Origin of the sequence: Caballeronia temeraria, assembly GCF_001544795.2 — a bacterium.
Classification (GTDB): domain Bacteria; phylum Pseudomonadota; class Gammaproteobacteria; order Burkholderiales; family Burkholderiaceae; genus Caballeronia; species Caballeronia temeraria.
This window is the reverse complement of record NZ_FCOI02000021.1, coordinates 72,389-92,778: the sequence shown is the minus strand read 5'-3', so window position 1 is coordinate 92,778 and position 20,390 is coordinate 72,389. Positions and strand designations below refer to the sequence as shown.

Genomic DNA, 20,390 nt, shown 5'->3' with positions numbered 1-20,390 from the left:
ATACGCAGAACGATGACCCGGAAAGACGGCTCCTATCAAGGGATTCAGGAAATGAAAAGTACTGTAAGAGCGACGCTAGCGGTCGCCATGCTACTCGTGTCGCTCTGCGCCCGCGCGGAAGGCTCGGTGACCCTCTATGGCGTTCTTGACGTTGGCGTGGACTGGGAAAATAAAGCCGCGACTGCGCCTGGACAGACTGCGGCTTCTGGTTCTGCCGTCCGGATGACATCAATCTCGGCTGCATTGCCGTCACGTTGGGGATTGCGCGGCAAAGAAGAGCTTGGCGGAGGATTCAATGCCATTTTCGAATTGGAAAATGGCTTTGCGCCGAATACCGGTGGCCTCCAACAAGGAAATCGGCTGTTTGGACGATCCGCATGGGTGGGACTCGAAACGCCCTATGGGACGTTTCGTGCGGGTCGTCAAATTAACATGACGTACATTGCCTTGTTAAGGTCGACAGTCATCGGACCGGCTCTTTATTCGTTGGCGTCGCTAGACCCGTATCTCCCGAGCGCGCGTTCAGATAACGCGCTGAGTTATCTCGCCGAATTCCGCCATTTCGTGTTAGGGGGCACGTATAGTTCGGGTCGTGATGCGGCGGTAGCCACAGGAAGCGCCGCGGTCAACGGAGGCGCGGCATATAACCCCGGAGCAACGAATTGTCCGGGCAACGTTGCAGGTAGTCCGACATCGTGCAGGCAAATAACGGCGCTCGCCGGTTACTGGGGCCCGCAGTTTGGCTTGCAGTTCGTCTATGACGACCTACGCGGTGGACCTGGCTTGTTGCCCGGGAGCGTTTCATTCGATCCATCCATGCCGCTGCTCCTCGCTAATTCGCATCAGAAGACAACTCGTTACATGGTCAGTGGGTACGTGCAACTCGCAGCTGTCGCATTGCGTGGCGGCATGATTCACCGGAAGACCACGACTGCGACCGATTATCAGACAAACATTTTCTACGGAGGCGCATCGTATATGCCGGCTCCAGACATTGAGTTGGCCGGTGAAGTGTCCAGAATTACGACGACGGATCAGAAGAACGCTAACATGTACGTCATGCGCGCGACGTACCTCTTATCAAAGCGAACGTCGGTCTATACCATGCTCGGCTTTATGCAGAACAACAGCCGCGCCTCTTATTCCGTCGGTGCGGGCTACTTCACGGTCGCCGGAGCCAAACAAACCGGCGTGCTCTTGGGCCTTCAAGAGAAATTTTAAATTCAGGCAAACCCGAGGGCGCAACAGATATGAAGTTATTTTTCTGGCCATTCGCCTACAGAGGTGCGCTCTCGACACCTACTTTTTTTGCGCGTACGCCCTTGGAGATCGGCGGCCTGGAGGAGATGAAGACCCTCGGAACATATACGTGCCGCGTGGAGGAACAGCGTGAATAATGCAGCCACCGCGACGTCAGGGGCGCAACGCCAGAAGAAGCCTTTTTATCGCGCACTCTATTTTCATGTGCTCGTGGCCATTGTGTTAGGCATCTTACTCGGTCACTTTGCGCCGTCGATCGCGGTAAAAATGAAGCCGCTCGGCGATGCCTTTATTAAGCTGGTCAAGATGGTGATCGGACCTATCATCTTCTGTACGGTCGTGGTGGGCATAGCCGGCATGGGCGATATGAAGAAAGTTGGGCGCGTCGGCGGCAAGGCATTGCTGTATTTTGAGATCGTATCGACGTTCTCGCTTGTTGTCGGGCTTGTCGCAGGTCATCTATTCAAGCCGGGCAGCGGCTTCGACCTGACGCCGGCGATGATCGATAGCAAGGAGTTGAGCGCTTATACGACAGCCGCGCAAGCGCAGAGCACGGTTGACTTCCTGCTACATCTGGTTCCTGACACTTTCATCAGCGCGTTCGTAACCGGCAACGTGCTGCAGATTCTGCTGATCTCAGTGCTATTCGGGGCATCGCTGGCAGCGCTCGGGGAACGAGGTAAGCCGTTGATTGAGCTAATCGACAAGACTGCGAATACCTTCTTCGGCGTCGTGCACATCATTATGAAGGTGGCCGCAATTGGGGCGTTCGGCTCGATCGCCTTTACCATCGGCACGTTCGGGGTCGACGCCGTGATCCCCTTGCTCAAACTTATCGGTGCGTTCTATATGACGCTCGCCGCGTTCGTGCTTGTCGTGCTGGGCGCGATCTCGCGCATGCTCGGTGTCAATATTTTGCGATTTATGAGCTATATCCGCGAGGAAATTCTCATCGTGCTCGGCACGAGTTCCTCTGAAGCGGCGCTGCCACAAATGCTGAATAAACTGGAACGCATCGGCTGCTCGAAGTCAGTCGTCGGTCTCGTGATTCCGGCAGGTTACTCGTTCAACCTTGACGGCACCAATATCTACCTCTCGATGGCCGTGCTGTTCATCGCGCAGGCGTTCAACGTCCAACTAACTCTGGCGCAGCAACTCACGCTCGTCGGCGTCGCGATGCTCACGTCGAAGGGTGCGAGCGGCATCGCGGGCGCGGCGTTCGTTATGTTGACCTCTACTCTGCTCGTCTTTCCGGTGATTCCCGTGTCAGGGATGGTGCTGATTCTCGGCATTCATCGCTTCATGGGTACGGGCTTGGCAATTGTGAACACGATCGGCAACGGCGTGGCCACGCTCGTGATCGCTGCCTGGGAGAAAGAACTCGACCGCTCGATGCTGGAAGCGGTGTTGTCGCGGCAGCGCGCCGAGTAGTTCCCGCTTTCTTGTCTAGGTTCGTGCGTCTCTCCCACCGCGCTGCCCGGCGGACCGGTTTGCCGCCGCTGCGGCCTACAACGTCACTCTCAAGATCCGTGGCGCCAACGAAGACAGCCAGCAAGCACGGCGAGAACAGGATCGCATAAAGATGCGCTACGGTTATCGACTGCTTGACTGCTTTACGTCAAGCATCGATGCTTCTTTCGACATTAGCGTGGAACACAGCAAGTTGCTGACGGACAACCTCGCTTATAAGCGAGGTGCCTTGTTCGATAAGCGCGTCATCGAGCGTACGAACGGGTCTTAAGACCGAGAGGCTGCACCGCAGGGCTGAGGGTTTGCCTATGCGATGCAGTGTCAGTTCCGGATTTCCGATGCACGAGTGAACTCCGCTTAAAGGAATTACTGAGCTTCCGTAGCCTCTTTGAACTAGATCCAGAATTGCGGAGAGATTTTCGATCTCGTGCGCGACTTGCGGCTCCAGGCCAACTGCTGCCATCGCAGTCGCTAGCGCCACGTGTATAACATTCGTGTTTCCTGCGGTTACGAGCGGCAAGCGGGCAATGTCCGCAAGGGCAAGCGTGCGGGGTGGCGCCTTTCCGTTATCGCCCGCCGCCGGTCCTGACACGAGGTAGAGATCCTCCTCGCAAATCAGTCGCATTTCGACCAGATCGCTGGGCGGCTGATTGTATACGACCGAGCAGTCGAGTTTTCCACTTTCCACCATCTCAACCAGATTGGCCGACAGGCCGTCAACAGTGCGCAGGGTTACCGCGGGGAGCCGCTCTCGGAACGCGTCGATAAGTGGAACAACCGACGTGCGCGCTAAGCTCGGCGGCAGTCCAAGCACCAGCGTCCCCTGAACCGGACCTTCGTCCCCCCTAACGGCGCGAGTTGCTGCAGCAATTTGCCGAAGAATGATCGGCACATGCGCCAAGAGCCGCTGGCCAGCATCGGTCAGCACAAGGCCGCGGCCGTTGCGTTTGAATAGCACAGTCCCGAGCTCAGCCTCGAGTTGCGCAACCTGACGGCTCAACGCTGCCTGGGTGAGCCCTAGGAGCGAGGCCGCCCGCGTCAAATTTCCAACCTCTGCGATGCGCGAGAAGTTGTGGAGTTGCCTGATTTCCATGCCGTGTACCCCCGATATATGCATAACAGCTATGTCGAATTTCCGGTTTTAAACTGTCTGGTATCGATATATCTTAACACTCATGAACTTAAGGCGGTAACGACATGCGACGTTTACTTGAGCTGTGGCAGCACAGCGCCGCTGTCATCGGGACAGGTCTTCTTGGTTCGTTTTTGACCTGTCTAGTCGGCACTTTTGTAAACGCGATCTTTGATACGGACGTGCACGCCCTTGAGGCCGCCACGTTTGTAAGGCGCCTTTCACTCGGTTACATCGGCGCAGCAGTTGTCGTTGTCGTTGCCTTCCCCTTCATGGCAAACCGTCGTCGGCTAATTTCCGACGACAGCTAATACTGACGCATTCGTCCGGCTATACGGACTGAAGCGCAACCTACATAGGAGACACTGCATGGAAACCCCGACGCAGCCGATCGTAGTAAAACCGCGCCCCCGAGGCGCTGATCGTTATCAGTATCTGACGCAGACCAATGCCGGGACTCCCGCAGGTGAACTGCTTAGGCGCTATTGGCAACCGGTGGCGACCAGCGACTCATTGCCAAAAGACGGAGCGCCACAACCGATTCGCATCATGGGCGAAGACCTTGTACTGTTCCGTGACGACAAAGGGAAAGTAGGTCTGATTGACCGAAAGTGCGCTCACCGTTGCACAGATCTCGCGTTAGGCCGCATTGAAGACGGCGGGATCCGCTGCCCCTATCATGGCTGGCTGTTCGATGTCAACGGGCGATGCCTCGATCAACCGGCCGAAGCGTCGCCGACAGCGAAAGACCGCATCCGAATGAAGTCCTATCCGATTCATGAGGCCGGAGGAGCATTCTGGGCATATATGGGTCCCGGCGAGGCGCCGCTTTTCCCAAACTATCCGGCGCTCGCAGGCGGCGACGAATTTCGCTACACGACGCGCTGGTTTGGCGACTGCAACTGGATGCAAGCCAGCGAGGGCAACATCGACCCGGTCCACACATCCTATTTGCACCAGTTGGAGTTGACTAGCTCCGACATGCAAGCGCGTTGGGGCGTATTCGCCAACCAAGCTCGGCCCGAACTTGCCGTCGAAGATACACGCTTTGGAGTGAGGCTCTACACGCTCCGCAAGATTGACGGAACCGATCGCTCATCAATTCGCATTACCAACTTTGTAATGCCTAATGCTTGCGCCGTTGGCGGCTTTGAGGGCTACCTCGGCGAGGGCGGACTCACGATGCTCTGGGATGTGCCCATCGACGACGAACATCACTGGCGCTGGGAATTTATCTTTCATCGAAGCGGTCAACTCGACAAGGCAGCGCTTGCTAAGCAATACGAATCCGAAAAAGCAGAAGGCGACCGCATGCGGCGGGACAAACGCGATTTGTATTCGCAAGATCGTGACTCGATGAAGAGGGAGGCCTATCTGGGCCTGGGTGAGTGTTTTTCTGTCCACGATATTGCGATCACTCAGTCGCAAGGAACGATTCACGATCAGACCGGGGAGCATCTTTCTTCCTCTGATATCGCCATCATGCGAGCCCGACGCATGCTCGACGAAGGTGCAAAAGATGTGGCGGAGGGTCGGGATCCGAGAGGCGTCGTGCGCGCTGAATCCGAGAATCAGTTCACCGACCTGGTCGTCGTCACAGGCGAGATTGAGTCGACTGAATCAAAAGAGATGTTCTGCGCACGTTATGCAAGTGATCCAACGCTCTTTGCTCTGAACAACAAGGGTGTCACCGAATAGCGCGCGATAGGTGCCCGCTTGATCACTGACCTTTCGTGATTGTGCGGGCCATCCGCGCAGCTTCGCGCCAGGGATCGATATCCCGAATGTAAATAGCAGGTAGCATCGTTTCTAACGGACCCTAATGCGATGGCCAATACAATCCTCGTGCGGGTGACTTCCGTGTCGCCGATCGCGCAAGACATCCGTCTAGTCACGCTGAGCGCGGTTGATGGAGCTCAGCTTCCCACGTACCAACCCGGCTCGCATATCGATCTGCATATGGGGCCAGGCTTGATTCGCCAATATTCGCTGTGTGGACCGCATGACGATCCTGCTAGCTATTCTGTCGCTGTCAAGCGGGAGCCGGAATCGCGTGGCGGCTCCAAGTGGGTGCACGAAGACCTAGATGTCGGTACGGAACTGGAGATCTCTTTACCACGCAACAACTTTCCGATGGCCGAGCACGCGAGACACAGCATTCTTGTTGCCGGCGGCATCGGCATAACCCCTTTGATAAGTATGGCGCGTGTGCTAAACGCACAGGGGCAGTCTTTCGAGCTGCTCTATTTCTGCCGTTCGTCGGAGCACGTTGCGTTTCGCGATGAACTCGAGAGTGGCGCGCTGTCTACGTCATGCCGCATGTTTCTTGGATTAAACCGGGAGGCGGTCGCAGAAGCGCTGCGGGACGCGCTTTCCGTCCGGTCCGGGGACACGCACCTCTATCTTTGTGGACCGCGCCCGTTCATGGACACCGTCCAAGAGGTTGCGGCGCAATCAGGCTGGCCAGTCGACGCAGTGCACCTTGAGTACTTTGGCACGTCAGAGCAGGCGATAGCGATGGTCGGAAGTCGTAGCTTTCAAGTAACCCTGGCACAAAGCGGTGTGACGGTCGACGTGGGGGCCGATGAAACGATCATCGACGCACTCCGCGCGCGAGGAATTGAAGTGGAAACCTCGTGCGAACAGGGTGTATGCGGTACTTGCGTCACGACGGTACTGGAAGGCGTGCCTGACCACCGCGATTGCTTTTTGACGTCTGCCGAGAAAGCGCAAGGCGACTGCATGGCAATCTGCATCTCACGTTCGAAATCGCCTGGCATAACCCTCGATATCTAAGGCAATGCAATCGACGATGTTGTCTTTGGCTTCGATGACTGTTGCCCGAGCACGAGGGTTTCGAAACTTAATAAGTTAGTGGAATTGGCCCAGGCAAGCCGCTTCGTTGACGAAGCGGCACCGTCGCCCATGCCGTCGTACTACTCGGGCGTCGAACGGGCGCCCTATGTATGGGTCGATCCACTTCAAGCGGAGTAGCGATGATTATCGACATTCACGGGCACTACACGACCGCGCCCAAAGCGTTAGAGTTGTGGCGCACTCGGCAAATTGCCGGCATCAAAAACCCGGCAGAAATGCCAAAAGTATCTGAGTTGAGAATCAGCGACGACGAACTGCGTGAGTCAATCGAGACCAACCAGCTACGGTTAATGAAAGAGCGCGGCCTCGACATGACCGTTTTTAGTCCTCGCGCGAGCTTCATGGCACATCACATTGGAGACTTCGAGGTCTCCAGTACCTGGGCTGCGATTTGCAATGAGCTCTGCTATCGCGTCTGTCAACTGTTTCCGGACAACTTCACGCCGGCGGCAATGCTTCCCCAGAGTCCGGGCGTCGACGTCGATACAAGCATCCCCGAACTGGTGAAGTGTGTCGAGCAGTACGGGAACGTCGCTGTTAATTTGAATCCGGACCCGTCTGGAGGTCACTGGACAAGCCCTCCGTTATCCGATCGCTATTGGTATCCGATCTACGAGAAGATGGTTGAATATGACATACCGGCGATGATCCATGTAAGTACTAGTTGCAATGCATGCTTTCATACGACCGGCGCTCATTATTTGAACGCAGATACGACTGCATTCATGCAGTGCCTGACGTCGGTACTTTTCAAAGATTTTCCGACGCTTCGCTTCGTCATTCCACACGGAGGCGGTGCAGTACCTTATCACTGGGGCCGGTTCCGCGGACTTGCGCAAGAATTGAAAAAGCCTTTGCTGAAAGATTATCTTCTTAATAACGTTTTCTTTGATACTTGCGTCTATCACCAGCCGGGCATCGATCTGCTGACACGCGTGATTCCGGTCGATAACATTCTATTTGCGAGCGAGATGATTGGCGCGGTGCGCGGCATCGATCCTGAAACGGGACATTATTTCGACGATACGAAGCGGTATATCGAGGCGGCAAGCATCGAGCCGCAAGCGCGCTACAAGATCTACGAAGGCAACGCCCGTCGTGTCTATCCGCGCCTGGATTCCGCGCTTAAAGCAAAGGGGCGTTGATATGTACGAGCTTGGAGTGGTTTACCGCAACATCGATCGCGCGGATGCAGATGCCGCGCAGAGGCTCGGGGCGCTCGGATCGGCAACTGTGCATGAAGCAATGGGCCGCGTGGGCCTGATGAAGACGTATATGCGGCCGATCTTTAGCGGCGCGCAGGCAAGCGGCACCGCCGTTACGGTGCTGTTGCAACCGGGCGACAACTGGATGCTGCATGTTGCGGCCGAACAGATTCGCCCGGGCGATATCGTCGTGGCCGCCTGCACTACCGAGAACACCGATGGCTTCTTCGGCGACCTCCTCGCGACGAGCTTTAAAGCGCGCGGCGCGCGGGCGCTCGTCATCGATGGCGGCGTGCGCGATGTGCGGGTTCTGACGGAGATGAACTTTCCCGTCTGGAGCCGTGCCGTCTCCGCGAAGGGCACGGTGAAAGCCACGCTCGGCTCAGTGAACGTTCCGGTGGTGTGCGCGGGCGCGATGACCACGCCGGGCGATGTAATCGTCGCCGATGACGATGGCGTCGTCGTGGTGCCGTCGGCGATGGCGAAGCAAGTACTCGACAACGCGATCGCACGCGAGGCGCTCGAAGAAGAGAAGCGGGCGAAGCTATTGAGCGGCGTGCTTGGCCTCGATATGTACAAGATGCGGGAGCCGCTGCAAAAGGCCGGCTTACGTTATATCGACTGACGGCGGAAAGATAATGACACTCACCTGCATCTCATCGATGGCGACGCGCAATCTACTTAATGCTCTCGCCGCGGAATATCGGGTAAGTTCTGCATCGCGCGTCGCGATCGAATCGGTGGGCGGGGTAGAAGCGGCGAAGCGCGTGCTGAACGGCGAACTGTTCGACATCGTCATCCTGGCATCGGACGCTATGTCGCCTCTCGCAGATGCTGGGCGAATCGACCGCGCTAGCCTCGTTGAAGTGGTCCGCTCCTCGTTGGCGGTTGCCGTGAAGGCCGGCGCTTCCGCACCTGATGTAAGCAGCGAAGCGGGGCTTCGCGATGCAGTGCGGTGCGCCAGTTCCGTTGGGTACTCAACCGGGCCCAGCGGTGCACATGTGCTGCGATTACTCCACCGCTGGGGCGTGGCCGACGGGGAAACCGAAATGCGCCGGCCACGACTCGTGCAGGCGCAGCCAGGAACGCCGGTCGGCTCTTTGGTAGCAAGCGGTGAGGTTGATATCGGCTTTCAGCAGTTCAGCGAACTGAAGGACATTGAGGGTATTGACCTGCTTTGGCCGCTGCCTTCACCGGTCGGTTTGACCACCGTTTTTAGTGCCGCCATCACATCTGGCTGCACAGCACCGGAAGCAGCAAAAGCATTTCTCGCCTACATTGCCTCGCCTGAAAGCGCGAGCACGAAGCGGATCCACGGGATGGAACCGGCTTAGCGATCTAATTATGTCGGCAGACACACACGCTTCGTCATCGCCGTCGCACCCACTCTCCCTCTCACTTATATGCCCAGCTCCAGCGGTCGCGCTTTCTTGCATGAGCAGCCACATATGCCACGGCTGACTTCGTGACGCCGACGTTGGACGGCGCAGGGACGCGCTTTTGTCGACGGTTTGCCCGCTCTATCATTCGTCGCCGCAGATACACTTTAGTTTGCCGCGCGTCCGTCATCGAGCGCCGGGGTTACCCTGGTACCAGCTGCCGAGCAATTAGTCGGTGATTCCAGGCCCTGGTGACGCCTGAATCTTTGAGATACGCCGTTTCGTCATCGGCCACGGTATATCCAACTGCACCGAGGCGTGGATCGAAGTGTCCGTGTTGCATGTAGCTTACTCGACGGCTAGCGCTGCAACCAAGCGTCTATCAAGGTGTCTCAACACGCTGACGTCCAAGAGTGAACGTCCTCGGCAAACGACCCGTCCCGCTTATCGCGATCAGCGCTTTTCGGTCCAAAGGGAGCAATGCCAAGGAGAAAGCCAATCGGGGCCTACGTCGACGGTGCTTCCCCAATGCGAAAAACGGCGACAGCAGCGCTTAGATACGAGGCTTGCTGTTCCATCGAGACGGCGGTCGCTGCGGCCTCTTCGACCAGTGCTGCATTCTGCTGCGTTACCTCGTCCATCTGCGATATCGCTTGATTGAGTTGCTCGATGCCGCGACTTTGCTCGTGCGATGCCGTAGCAATGTCATGCATGATGTCGCTGGCACGCGCAATCGCGTCGCGTATTTTTTCCATTGTCTCTCCTGCACTAGCGACAAGCTTCGATCCAGCCTCAACTCTTGCACCAGACGTCTCAATAAGTTCTTTTATTTCCTTCGATGAAGTGGAGGAACGTTGCGCAAGGCTCCGAACTTCACTGGCAACCACCGCAAAGCCACGGCCATGTTCTCCGGCGCGAGCTGCCTCAACAGCGGCATTGAGCGCCAGAATGTTCGTCTGGAAGGCGATACCCTCGATTAGGCCAATGATGTCTGCAATGCGGTTCGAGCTATCCTCGATGTCGCTCATTGTCTCGGCAACCTTACCTACGATCACACGACCCTCGCGCGCGACGGCGCTGGCCTCGGTCGCAATGCGGCTTGCTTGGTTTGCGTGCTCGGTGTTCTGCTTCACAGTAACGGTTAGTTCTTCCATGCTAGCCGCGGTTTCTTGCAGTGAGGCCGCTTGTTGCTCAGTGCGGGACGATAGGTCCGTGTTCCCAGCGGCGATCTGCTTACTCGCGCTCGCAATCGCTTCACTGCTAGTTCGAACCGCGCCAACGGTACTGGCGAGCCTCTCTTTCATCGCAGCTACGCCAGCCAGCAATTGCCCCATCTCATCGTGCCGGACAATCTTCACCGGACGAGTCAAATCACCGGAAGAAATGTGCTCATAGTGTCGGAGAGCTTGATTGAGCGGCTTCAAAATCGAACGGCTTTGGAGAGCGAATGCCAAAATGGCCCCTCCAATTCCGCACAGCAGCGAAAAGACGCCGAGCGTCCGGAACACTGACACTTCCCTCTGGTTCGCGGCGTCCTGGCGCGCGGCGTCCGCCATTTGGAACTCCCTAAGCTTTCGAAAAGCTTCGCTTGTCCGCTCGTATGTTCTCGGTACTTCAATTCCGACGAATTGCATAATTGCCGCGCGGTCGTGGCTGTCAATGGCCGCTGCGAATGCTTCATACGCCCTACGCAGCTGCGCGCGACTTTTCGCAGCCTCTTTCGCGAGAGTATCTTCCTCGGGGTCACGAGGGATCGCATCATACTTCGCATACCACTCGTCGGAATCGGCGAGCGCCTTTTGAGCCCGCTCCTGAAGTTTGCCCGCACTCGCGCCTTCCGGGTCCAGCGCATAATGGTCTAGGAGCACCCTTGCCCGGTTGAGATACACCTCCGAGGTGCCTAAAGCATCAATCGCGGGAAGTGAATTCGTCCCTACGTCCTTCGCAGAGTCGTAAATTACGCTCATTCCATAGAGCCCCAATCCTACGCAAAGGCAGAGGAAAAATGTCAGAAAGGTCATGACGAGCGCCAGCCGCGCACGAATGGTTAGATTGTTCATTGATATCCGTTTGATTCTGGGTGAAACGGCGCGAACTGTGTCGCGTAGGTTCCGCGAAAGAGAGCGTGACCCTTTGTATATCGACAGGACCAAGACAAACTTAGAGGGAGATGCGAAGTGTCGTCGACATAGCTGTTATGCAAATATTGAACGTACACGCGTATAAGATAAATCCGGCAGGAGGGCTGACACGATCAACTAGGCGTTAGGGACGTGGTGAATGTCTCCGCCTCCGGCGATCGGTTCGATGGCGCTGTCGCCCATGACCCACCGCGTTACGACGCCGCTCTCATGCGCTGCTTGCTGTTGATTGGAACGTAGCGCGCCAAATATTACGTAGTGCGCAAGAAAGATTTCTAAGCTTACGCTTCCGGACGCTCGCCTATTTCCATCACAAACGAGTTCTCAGAAGTGAGTTTTTCGCCTCATGGGACTTCGCCGATGCCAAAGGAAGCCGAGGAAACGCGGAGAGACACCGACGATGGACCTGAGCGCGCGATTGCAAACAGTGCAACTATTGCTACGCCGCACAGGGTCGGCTATTCTCAAGCACTTACTTGAAATTCGGCCGGCGTCCGCAGTTGTACGCCTCGCTTAGACGCTCCTCGTCCACCCGTCCTGCTGATGCCCGCATCATGTCCCAGGAAACGGAAAGCCATCTGACAGCGCTGTTCATATGCGGGCTCCACGGCGACGAAGACGCCTATCGCGGCTTCCTGCTGATACTGGCGCGGCACTTACGCGCCTTCCTGCGCGGACGCGACCCACGGCATCGCAACGACGTGGAGGATCTGCTACAGGAAATTCTTTTGGCGGTGCATAACGCGCGCCACACGTACCGCTCGGACGAACGGTTGATCACGTGGCTGCACGCGATTGCCCGCTATAAGCTGGTGGACACCTCTCGGTCGCGTGCGCATCACGAACCGCTGCACGATTCGATCGACCACTTCTCCGATATCCTCGCTGCAACTGACGACGAACCGTCCCATGCACGTCGCGATATCGGCAAACTGCTGGAGCAACTGCCTGAAAAGCAGCGTCTGCCCATCGTGCATATGAAACTGAAAGGACTGTCGGTGACGGAAACCGCTGTTATCACGGGGCTTTCGGAATCGGCCGTGAAAGTCGGCGTACATCGCGGCCTCAAGGCGCTCGCCGCCCGTCTGCTACGAGGCGCGCCATAGAAACAGAGGCCTCATCCGTCTGCTCGCGAATCAGGCGACGCGCGGCGTTCACGCGGCCGTTGGGCGGCGTTCGCGCGTCGGGGTTGGTCCACACAGCATCGGTTCGCAGCCGCCTTCTTCGGGCCTGCCTCAGCCCCCGAAAACGGCTCCGCTCTGAAGCTGACGCTTCTAGAACTCTACAACCGGCTTAGGCTCCCGATAACGCAGCACGCGGCCTGCGCCCCCAGTACGCATCTTCGAGCAGGGAGCGGATGGCGTCGCGCTCCATAGGACGCGGATTCGGATATGGCGCGGCCAGCGCAGCATCCGCGACGCGATCGAGATCCGCAAGTCGCATCCCCAGCGCTTGGAGGGCAACGGGTACATCCAAATGCGCCGCCAGGTCGAATAAGCCCTGTGCCGCGTCGCGGCTCTGCAGAGCGTGACGTATGGTGCCCATCGCCTGGGCAGCCGCCGAAGCGTTGTAAGCCGTTGCATGCGGCAGGACGATCGTATGCGTCTCCGCATGAGGCAGATTTAGCATGCCGCCCAGCGTATGACAAAGCTTGTGATGTAGCGCCACTGAAGTTGTTGCCAGCACTGATCCCGCAAGCCATGCACCGTACAGGCATTCCGCGCGGGCGTCGATATCTTGGGGACGTTTCACGATGCGCGGCAGAGCTCGCGCGAGATAACGAATTGCTTCTTCAGCCATTATTGACGTGACCGGATTCGCGTTAGTCGCATACAGGGCCTCAACACAATGCGCTATCGCGTTCATGCCGCTCGTCGCACTCATGCGCGTCGGTAGCGACAGAGTGAGTTCTGGATCGTAGATGACCGCTCGCGGCAGCACCCTAAGGTCGCGTCCGGTCTTCTTTGTCCCATTCTCCGTGATGCCATAGATCGGTGTCATTTCGGAACCGGCATAGGTAGTCGGAATCGCTACGATCTGAATACCGGATTCGAGTGCGACAGCTTTAGCAAGTCCGATGGTCGACCCTCCACCGATGGCCACGACGCAATCAGCTCCAGCGTCATTCGCCTGCACACGTGCCTGCCTCGCCGTTTCGACTGGCACGTGCATTGTTGCGCCAGGAAACACACCGATGCACCTGTCGCCGATCATTCGAGCGGCAGAATCGCCCAAGTCTGACTGCTCGGACGTGCAGACTACCAGCGCCCGTGCGACTCCCAGCTCGTCAATCTCATCGGGCAAATTACTGAGGGTGCCGGCACCGAAGAGCACTCTTGCCGGTAAAGCGGAGAAGACGAAAGTTCGCTGGAACATGGGATGGTAGGTCCGGACGTTGGTCAAGACGCCGCCGTGCGCCCGATAAGACGGAGCACGGTGCAGCTATCGAGGGTTGTTGCGTGGTGACATCTCCTGGCACGTTTCGCGTATGACACTCATGGCGGGACGTGCGTCGCCGGCTGGGTCTATTGCCTGCGCTCCGAATGACGGGAGCTACCGCAACTGAGCATTCGCATCTGGCGTAGCAACAAAGCTCTCGAGCGCCGATAGAGTCGCCGCAGGCGTTTCGATCGTCGGATAGTGACCCGCCCCGCGCAATACCTCGAGCTTTGCGCGTCGATACCACCGCAACGTAGTCGCCCGGGCAGCCGTCTCAGTGCAGTTTGGATCGTATTCGCCGACGAGCACGAGAATCGGTACGTCGAGTTTCTGAACCTCTGCGTGAATGTCCGTCCTGCTCGCGTCAGATGCATAGCTGGCGAGCGCGCGTCCGTCGATCTCATCCCATGTCGAGGCGACGATCTTCCTTGCAAACCCTTCCGTGTACCGCCCAGCAGTTCCGGTCATTACCAGCGCTTCACGGCGCTCGCGTGAATCGGCGAGGGACTGCATAGACGCTGTCCGATCTGGATGTGCGCTCGCGCCATTGGCACCCAGACCCGCGATAGACACGATCGCGCTTACGCGGCTCGGCAACGCGATTGCAAGCATCTGCGCCACGAGTGCTCCTAGCGAGTGCCCACCGACCGCCAAGCGCGTCCAGCCCAGATAGTCCAGAAGCCGAACGGCGTCGATGACCACCTCGCGCAAAGTCAGCAATCCCACGTCGCCGCGTGCTTGACCATACCCGCGATATTCGGCAACAGCATACTGGAACGTGTCGAGATCGGCATAGCGCAGCATCTCGTCGAATGCATCACGCGTCCCGAGCACCCCCGGAAACAACAAAACCTTTTTGGACCCATGCCCAACAAGCTTCATGGATTTCACTGTTCAGTCCTCCTCGTACGGCCGCCTTATCAACGATTCGTCCCCGTCAGACATGAATGGGATCCTCCACCTGCATCAGCTTTCGCAAGTCGTCGTGCGACACGTCAAACTGCGGTGATATCTTCAATTCCGTTCCTAGCATCGACTCATCTTCGTCCATCTCGAAGCCGAGCGACTTGGTCGCCTCGAACATGACGCCACCCGGCGTGCGCACGTACACAGACTCAAAGTAGCCGCGGTTCTTACGGTCCGAAAAGTCGGTAAAGCCCATGCCCTCGGTGTCGAACTTGACGCGTGCCTGGGCGTCGTAGTCAGGCACATCGAACGCGCCGTGATGGACGATTCCTTCAGCGAGCGTCCAAGTTCCCTGGCGCAGGTCGGGCGCATGCAGCACGTCAATGCGACGCCCGCCACCGCCACCGTTCGCCTCGAAGCGCGTAAAGCGCCCGTCCTGCAGTGTTTGACGAAAATACCAAGCGTCCGTCATGAACGACTTCATATCCTCTAGCTCACGTACCGTCATTGTCCAGTTGTGAAAGCCACGTACCGCGTATTGCTCAGGAACGTACTCCGATTTCCACGGCGCGCGCGTATCGGTTGGATCTTCCACGACTTCGAAGTCGATCCCTGCGTGAACAACGCGAAGATATCGTTCGCCGAACCGTTCCGAGTCCTCCTCCACCCTCACTCCATTGCGACTGAAGTGTTCGCGCCAGAAATCGATCGATCGACCCGGAACCGAATAGGCAATTGCCGTAAACTGGCCCGAGCCCTTGCGCCCAACCAGTCCCGTGCGACGCATGGGGAACGTCGTCATGACAGTGCCGGGCGTTCCTTGTGCATCGCTGAAATACAAGTGATAGATCGGAATGCGACCATCATAAAAAAGTGTGCGCTTGATAAAGCGCTGCCCCATTACCTTGACAAAGAAGTCGACGTCGCCTTGTGCAGTCGACGTACATAGCGTAATGTGGTGGAGGCCACGTATCAGCCCGGTTTCCATTGCGTCTCCTGGTTGTTGAACAGTCAAACCGGCATGCAGGCAAAGCACGCTGTGCAGGCGGTCTAGTTCCGTTCCAGTATGAGATCCGACGAGCAGGAGCACTATCCTTAAAGCTGAATTCGTTCCATGCAAATCTCGAATGGAATCGCGCAGACTTCCTCGTCAGTCGTCCGGCGCGTAAGAATCAGAAGTGATACGTGTACCGCCGCGCAGCGACCCGTCGGGGTTGGCAACCAGCGTATAGATCAGATCACGAAACCACTTGTTTGCTGGGTCTTTGTGAAAGCGTTCGTGCCAGAACTGACGCACAGTGAATCCGGGGATATCGACAGGCAGTTCCAGGACTTGAGCACCCAGCAACCGCCCGATATGCTCGCCCGCGTGGCGCGAGACAGTGAAGAGCGCGTCGGAACTGGGCAGCAAAGTGATTGCTGTCAGGAAGTTCGGCACGACGACGGCAAAACGTGCTGCGGGGACGTGTTCGAGGAGGAAACGCTCAAGCGCCTCGTAGCCGGATGGCAACGGAGCGACCATAGCATGCGCGGCGCTCAGGTAGCTGTTGCGCGTTAGACGCCCTCTTATTGTCGGATGTTCACGCCGGGCGAGACATACATAGTCGCAGTAGTACAGTCGGCGCTGATAGAACGACTGCCGGTTGATGGCAAAACTACCAACCCCGACGTCTACCTCTCCCTGTTCGATCATTTCATCGACACCGTACCGCGGCGCGTTGGTCGCGCGCACACGTAGGCCGGGCGCGTGGCTCGCCAGGTACTGCATAAGTTTTGGTACTAGATAAGCCACGCCGAAATCGGTGGACGCGAAGCTGAACGTGCGGGAGGATGTGACCGGATCGAAATCGGCCGAGCCATCGAGAGCCTCCTGCATTAGTTGGATCATCGCGGCAATCTTGGGAGCGAGTTCGCGTGCGCGCGGTGTAGGCGACATGCCGCCGGACGTCCGAACGAAAAGCGGATCGCCAAAGTATTGACGCAACTTTGAAACCGACTGGCTCATGAGCGGCTGACTCATGCCAAGACTGTCGCCCGCGACCGTAAGGCTCGCCTTCCGCATAACCGCATCAAATACTACCAACAGTCGCAAGTCCAGAGATGAGGCGAAGCTATTGCTGATCGCCACGGTAGTACCTCCACGTCGAGAAATCGAATCTATCGTCATCTAGCCGGCAAATGCGCGTCAATAGGGAGGCGCCTCGATGACTGCGGTGACCGGTCATTCAGATACGGCATGTCGCAAATGCGTTCCGCAATGTCGACATCGCACACCGGGATCATTACTCTTCTGTAGGAAGCATACGACGACTCGGGACAGCGGCACTAAACAAACGAAAGACTCGTTCACAAATGCGCAGCTGTTAGGCGGTCACCGCAGCAGCCGCGTTCCCCGGCACGAATTAAGGAATGTTTTGGAAGGCAACATGGACGCGAATAATAGAGTGGCAATCATAGGAGCGGGCCCCGTCGGTCTGACCGCGGCGCTTGGCCTTGCGCAGCGTGGCGTGCCCTGCGTCATCTACGAATCGCTGCGGACAATTCCACGCGAGCAGCGTGGGGCGGCATTTCACCCGCCTACGCTGGAGATGTTGCACAAGCTGGGCGTCGGCAAGCCGTTGATGCAAATGGGTCTACGCGTTTCAACCTGGCAGATGCGGGACCGCGTTGATGGTGTGTACGCAGAATTCGATCTCGGTCTGCTCGCAGACGTCACAGATTTCCCGTTCCGCTTTCATCTGCCACAGCATTACCTGTCGGCGATATTGCTTGACGAACTGCGACGGCGACCCAACGTGGAGATCCGATTTGGCGAAACACTTGAATCGATCGAACCGGAAGCGGACTCGGTGCGTCTCGTGTTTGCCACAGCGGGTGGGCCACGTGAAACGACCGCTCCTTGGGTCGTCGGCGCGGACGGTGCGCATAGTACAGTCCGCAAGAACGCGGGCTTCAGTTTCCACGGCTTTACGTGGCAGGAGAAGTTCCTGGTAACCAACGTATGCAATCCGCTCGAAACGCTGGGCTACACAGGCACCACCTACGTTTCGGATCCGGATGCGTGGGCCGTCGTGCTCAAGCTCTATGACGAGCAGCGCGACGATCTCTGGCGTGTCGCGATGCCGGCTGCCGCAGACATCGAAGATTCGGTGCTGCTCGAACCTGAGAGCGTGCAGCGCCGTCTGCGCGAGACGCTCGGTTCGGAAATGCCCTTCTCGCTGGCATACTCTGGAACGTATCGCGTCCACCAACGCGTCGCCGATTCATTCGTCAAGGGACGCGTCATACTTGCGGGCGACGCGGCACACATCAACAATCCGATCGGTGGCTTCGGACTGAACGGTGGGGTGCACGATGCATGCAATCTTGCCCCCAGGCTGGCGGACGTGTGGCATGGACGCACGGGGAGCGAGGCGCTTCACCTTTATTCGCGTCAACGCCGGACAGTAGCGCTAGAAGTTGTGCAGAAAAACAGCATTCGAAATAAGAAGCTGATGGATGAGCGCGACCCGGAAGCGCGTCGTCGGAACCAGCAAGTGCTGCGCTCGATTTCCCTCGATCCTGAAAAGAGCCGCGAGTACCTGATGGAAACGTCAATGCTAAGCGCGGTCGTGAGCGCCGAGCAAATTCGCTGAATCCGCAGGTACCCGTAAGGGCCGACATGGTATCGGCTGGCCGATCCGGAGAAACGATGCGCAAACGCCACCCCGGACGCATTCCACGCACAAGCAGCCGCAGCCAGACTTGAGGCGCGAGTACGCGATGTGCGTTTATAGCCTGATCACGACCGCATCTCACCTTGCGTGACCGCTATATGCTCACCGTTTGACCATTATCGGGCTGGCCCTTATGATCGGGCAGGCAGCCGAGTTCTGTGCGCGATAAGATGGCCGGCAAACGACCGCTCGCCGCATCTTGCGTGGCTGTCATGTTTCTACCCGGCATGCACAGGATCCACACGGTCGCTCGCCTTACGTACCACGGATGCACCAGACATCATTATGTCGACCGCTCGATCCGCAACCGCCATCACGGTTGCGTTGGTATTGGAGCTAATGATCGACGGCATCATGGATGCATCGAACACGCGCAGGCCGGTGACGCCTTTCACCTTAAGATCCGGTGTCAGGACCGACAAAGGATCGTCGGGACGCCCCATTCTGCATGTGCCCACGGGATGGTAGTTGGACTCCGTCGTGCGTCTAATGTACTGCGCGAGTTCATCGTCCGATTGGTACTGTAGCCCTGGTCCCACTTCGGCCTTGACGATAGACGAGAACGGTTCGTTTGCCGCGATCTCCCTCATATACCGGATCGCTTCGACGAGCCGCTTCGTGTCTTCGTCATCGTGGAGCCAGTTCGGATTAACCAGTGCATCGTCTGTCGGATCAGCCGACCGCAGGCGGACCGTTCCGCGCGAGCGTGGCCGAACAAGATTTGCCATCAGCGTCATGCCATAGGACGGTTGCGGAGCCTCCGGATCGGGCCACATGACTCCAACGCAATAAAGCTGCAGGTCCGGTTCGCCGTCCGGGATTCTAAGGTTCACGAACGCCATTGTTTCCGCGCCGTTCGACGCGATAGGACCGCTACGGAAGGCAAGATATTGCAATCCGTTCAACAGAGCACGTGCTCCACGATCCTCCCCAAAGTAACCATGCTGACCGTGCGTGGTCATCGAGACCACAGCGACGTTATGATCTTGCAGGTTTTCGCCTACGCCCGGCGAATCGACTCGTACCTCTAAGCCATGTTCTTGCAGATGAGTGGCGGGGCCTATCCCTGACAACATCAATAGCTTGGGCGTCGCGAAAGCGCCCGCGCAGACAATTACCTCCGACGACGCCCGCGCCTGCACTCGCGCGCCGCCCGCCGTGTATTCAACACCGACAGCGCGTTCTCCCTCGAAAATAATCCGATGGACGCTTGCGTGGGTGATGAGTGACAGCAGCGGATCGGACATGACTTGCCCAAGGAACGCATTTACAGCGCTGCAGCGTTGCCCCCCCTGCGTAGTCGTCTGCATATAACCGACTCCGCGTAGCGTTCCCGCATTGAAGTCCGTCGCAAATGGTAAGCCCTGGCGCTGCATGGCGCGCACAAAACGGTCCGCCACGTCGGCCTTGTACAACGGATCCGAAACCTTCAGCGGGCCATCGGCGCCGTGCGCCTCATTGTCCAGTCGCTGATTGCCTTCCTGTCTGCGAAAATACGGCAGCAGTCCCTCCCACGACCAGCCCGGATCACCCGTTGCGGCGACCCAGCGTTCATAATCGGTGCGAGATCCTCTCGTATAGGCCATCGCATTCACGGAACTGCCGCCGCCGACAACGTTTCCCTGGGGAATAGAGACCGTGCGACCACCCAGCGACGCCTGGGGGGCCGACGCATAGCGCTTTATGAATGGGCTACCGTTGAAAAGCATCTTGAACGTTCCAGCGGGCATACGGATAAGTGCACTGTTAGCTGGCGGCCCTGCTTCCAACAGCAGGACTTTCGCTCGCCACTCGCGCACCAGTCGGTTCGCGGTAACGCAGCCCGCACTGCCGGCACCGATCACAATGAAGTCGTAGTCCATCGG

The 20,390-nt window shown here is 57.8% G+C and carries 17 protein-coding genes; 10 read left to right on the top strand and 7 right to left on the bottom strand.

Translation table 11 applies throughout. The annotated features are described in order from the left end of the window. The first annotated feature begins 12 nt into the window (after positions 1–12). A complete protein-coding gene (locus tag AWB76_RS26115; RefSeq protein WP_157696225.1) occupies positions 13–1,221 on the top strand; it encodes a porin in 1,209 nt (402 codons plus the stop codon). Positions 1,222–1,389: 168 nt separating this feature from the next. Beyond that, entirely contained in the window at positions 1,390–2,691 is a 1,302-nt protein-coding gene (locus AWB76_RS26110; RefSeq protein ID WP_061163014.1) for a dicarboxylate/amino acid:cation symporter, read from the top strand. A 187-nt stretch (positions 2,692–2,878) separates the two neighbouring features. Here the strand turns inward: AWB76_RS26110 and AWB76_RS26105 are convergent, their stop codons facing one another. Next, positions 2,879–3,823 (bottom strand): LysR family transcriptional regulator, encoded by a 945-nt coding sequence (locus tag AWB76_RS26105; protein WP_061163050.1) that lies wholly within the window; start codon positions 3,821–3,823, stop codon positions 2,879–2,881. A gap of 104 nt (positions 3,824–3,927) precedes the next feature. On the opposite strand from AWB76_RS26105, the gene AWB76_RS26100 reads away from it, so the two are divergent. The 6 genes from AWB76_RS26100 (at position 3,928) to AWB76_RS26075 (ending at position 9,278) form a co-directional block, all read left to right on the top strand. Further along, the gene (locus AWB76_RS26100) at positions 3,928–4,173 is read left to right on the top strand and encodes a hypothetical protein (RefSeq protein ID WP_061163013.1); all 246 of its coding nucleotides are present in this window, start codon (positions 3,928–3,930) and stop codon (positions 4,171–4,173) included. Positions 4,174–4,231: 58 nt separating this feature from the next. Then, positions 4,232–5,560: a Rieske 2Fe-2S domain-containing protein gene (locus AWB76_RS26095; protein WP_061163012.1), complete on the top strand. Its 1,329-nt coding sequence runs from the start codon at positions 4,232–4,234 to the stop codon at positions 5,558–5,560. Positions 5,561–5,689: 129 nt separating this feature from the next. After that, complete coding sequence (locus AWB76_RS26090) at positions 5,690–6,658, top strand: PDR/VanB family oxidoreductase (protein WP_061163011.1); 969 nt, start codon at positions 5,690–5,692, stop codon at positions 6,656–6,658. 200 nt (positions 6,659–6,858) lie between these two features. Beyond that, positions 6,859–7,884 (top strand): amidohydrolase family protein, encoded by a 1,026-nt coding sequence (locus AWB76_RS26085; protein ID WP_061163010.1) that lies wholly within the window; start codon positions 6,859–6,861, stop codon positions 7,882–7,884. A gap of 1 nt (position 7,885) precedes the next feature. Then, a complete protein-coding gene (ligK, locus tag AWB76_RS26080; RefSeq protein ID WP_061163009.1) occupies positions 7,886–8,569 on the top strand; it encodes a 4-carboxy-4-hydroxy-2-oxoadipate aldolase/oxaloacetate decarboxylase in 684 nt (227 codons plus the stop codon). Between the two features lie 13 nt (positions 8,570–8,582). After that, positions 8,583–9,278 carry a substrate-binding domain-containing protein gene (locus AWB76_RS26075; protein WP_061163008.1) on the top strand — a complete coding sequence of 232 codons (696 nt, stop codon included), beginning with the start codon at positions 8,583–8,585 and terminating at the stop codon, positions 9,276–9,278. Positions 9,279–9,829: 551 nt separating this feature from the next. Here AWB76_RS26075 and AWB76_RS42765 read toward each other — a convergent pair. Next, complete coding sequence (locus AWB76_RS42765) at positions 9,830–11,383, bottom strand: methyl-accepting chemotaxis protein (RefSeq protein WP_061163007.1); 1,554 nt, start codon at positions 11,381–11,383, stop codon at positions 9,830–9,832. Positions 11,384–12,018: 635 nt separating this feature from the next. On the opposite strand from AWB76_RS42765, the gene AWB76_RS26065 reads away from it, so the two are divergent. Further along, a complete protein-coding gene (locus AWB76_RS26065) occupies positions 12,019–12,570 on the top strand; it encodes a sigma-70 family RNA polymerase sigma factor (protein ID WP_061163006.1) in 552 nt (183 codons plus the stop codon). Between the two features lie 187 nt (positions 12,571–12,757). Here AWB76_RS26065 and AWB76_RS26060 read toward each other — a convergent pair whose 3' ends face one another. From AWB76_RS26060 to AWB76_RS26045, 4 genes are all read right to left on the bottom strand, one after another. After that, positions 12,758–13,840 (bottom strand): maleylacetate reductase, encoded by a 1,083-nt coding sequence (locus AWB76_RS26060; RefSeq protein WP_061163005.1) that lies wholly within the window; start codon positions 13,838–13,840, stop codon positions 12,758–12,760. A gap of 177 nt (positions 13,841–14,017) precedes the next feature. Further along, positions 14,018–14,785: an alpha/beta fold hydrolase gene (locus tag AWB76_RS26055; RefSeq protein ID WP_244173456.1), complete on the bottom strand. Its 768-nt coding sequence runs from the start codon at positions 14,783–14,785 to the stop codon at positions 14,018–14,020. Positions 14,786–14,840: 55 nt separating this feature from the next. Continuing rightward, a complete protein-coding gene (locus AWB76_RS26050) occupies positions 14,841–15,797 on the bottom strand; it encodes a VOC family protein (RefSeq protein ID WP_061163003.1) in 957 nt (318 codons plus the stop codon). Between the two features lie 162 nt (positions 15,798–15,959). Continuing rightward, positions 15,960–16,937, bottom strand: a complete 978-nt coding sequence (locus AWB76_RS26045) for a LysR family transcriptional regulator (RefSeq protein ID WP_061163002.1) — start codon at positions 16,935–16,937, stop codon at positions 15,960–15,962. 298 nt (positions 16,938–17,235) lie between these two features. Here AWB76_RS26045 and AWB76_RS26040 point away from each other — a divergent pair, with 298 nt between their 5' ends. Then, the gene (locus tag AWB76_RS26040) at positions 17,236–18,444 is read left to right on the top strand and encodes an FAD-dependent oxidoreductase (RefSeq protein ID WP_061163001.1); all 1,209 of its coding nucleotides are present in this window, start codon (positions 17,236–17,238) and stop codon (positions 18,442–18,444) included. A 299-nt stretch (positions 18,445–18,743) separates the two neighbouring features. Here the strand turns inward: AWB76_RS26040 and AWB76_RS26035 are convergent, their stop codons facing one another. Then, entirely contained in the window at positions 18,744–20,387 is a 1,644-nt protein-coding gene (locus AWB76_RS26035) for a GMC family oxidoreductase (RefSeq protein WP_061163000.1), read from the bottom strand. Between the last annotated feature and the right edge of the window lie 3 nt (positions 20,388–20,390).

Bases quoted from the DNA above. Each gene is read 5' to 3' on its own strand.
- AWB76_RS26085 (WP_061163010.1), top strand. From the start codon at position 6,859: ATGATTATCGACATTCACGGGCACTACACGACCGCGCCCAAAGCGTTA.
- ligK (WP_061163009.1), top strand. From the start codon at position 7,886: ATGTACGAGCTTGGAGTGGTTTACCGCAACATCGATCGCGCGGATGCA.
- AWB76_RS42765 (WP_061163007.1), bottom strand. From the start codon at position 11,383: ATGAACAATCTAACCATTCGTGCGCGGCTGGCGCTCGTCATGACCTTT.
- AWB76_RS26050 (WP_061163003.1), bottom strand. From the start codon at position 15,797: ATGGAAACCGGGCTGATACGTGGCCTCCACCACATTACGCTATGTACG.
- AWB76_RS26060 (WP_061163005.1), bottom strand. From the start codon at position 13,840: ATGTTCCAGCGAACTTTCGTCTTCTCCGCTTTACCGGCAAGAGTGCTC.
- AWB76_RS26100 (WP_061163013.1), top strand. From the start codon at position 3,928: ATGCGACGTTTACTTGAGCTGTGGCAGCACAGCGCCGCTGTCATCGGG.
- AWB76_RS26065 (WP_061163006.1), top strand. From the start codon at position 12,019: ATGTCCCAGGAAACGGAAAGCCATCTGACAGCGCTGTTCATATGCGGG.
- AWB76_RS26055 (WP_244173456.1), bottom strand. From the start codon at position 14,785: ATGAAGCTTGTTGGGCATGGGTCCAAAAAGGTTTTGTTGTTTCCGGGG.
- AWB76_RS26095 (WP_061163012.1), top strand. From the start codon at position 4,232: ATGGAAACCCCGACGCAGCCGATCGTAGTAAAACCGCGCCCCCGAGGC.
- AWB76_RS26105 (WP_061163050.1), bottom strand. From the start codon at position 3,823: ATGGAAATCAGGCAACTCCACAACTTCTCGCGCATCGCAGAGGTTGGA.
- AWB76_RS26075 (WP_061163008.1), top strand. From the start codon at position 8,583: ATGACACTCACCTGCATCTCATCGATGGCGACGCGCAATCTACTTAAT.
- AWB76_RS26035 (WP_061163000.1), bottom strand. From the start codon at position 20,387: ATGGACTACGACTTCATTGTGATCGGTGCCGGCAGTGCGGGCTGCGTT.
- AWB76_RS26040 (WP_061163001.1), top strand. From the start codon at position 17,236: ATGGACGCGAATAATAGAGTGGCAATCATAGGAGCGGGCCCCGTCGGT.
- AWB76_RS26115 (WP_157696225.1), top strand. From the start codon at position 13: ATGACCCGGAAAGACGGCTCCTATCAAGGGATTCAGGAAATGAAAAGT.
- AWB76_RS26090 (WP_061163011.1), top strand. From the start codon at position 5,690: ATGGCCAATACAATCCTCGTGCGGGTGACTTCCGTGTCGCCGATCGCG.